Source organism: Roseibium sp. AWQ4_290 (assembly GCF_056160985.1).
On sequence record NZ_JBSWYG010000096.1, the window covers coordinates 1 to 258 of the forward strand.

1 pseudogene is annotated in these 258 nt (G+C 56.2%); it reads left to right on the forward strand.

The features are described from left to right. Nucleotides 1-258: pseudogene (locus tag ACXAH0_RS25285) on the forward strand (hypothetical protein); the annotation flags it as partial.

Consider the following 258-nt stretch of genomic DNA (forward strand, 5'->3'; position numbering starts at 1 on the left):
GGTGGCATCAGACCTTGAAGAACCGGATCCTGCTGGAAAACTACTTTCTACCAGGTGATCTCGAAGCGCAGATCGATGCGTTCATCGGCTACTACAACCATCACCGCTATCCGCTGGCCGGCAGGCGTTGCTTGCAACGCCAAGAGGCACGAGAGCCTGAAAAACCTCACCCCGGCCGATGTCTACACAGGTCGCGGACAGACCATCCTGCTCGAACGGGAAAAGACAAAAAGGAGGACCATGAGACAACGGCGCTTG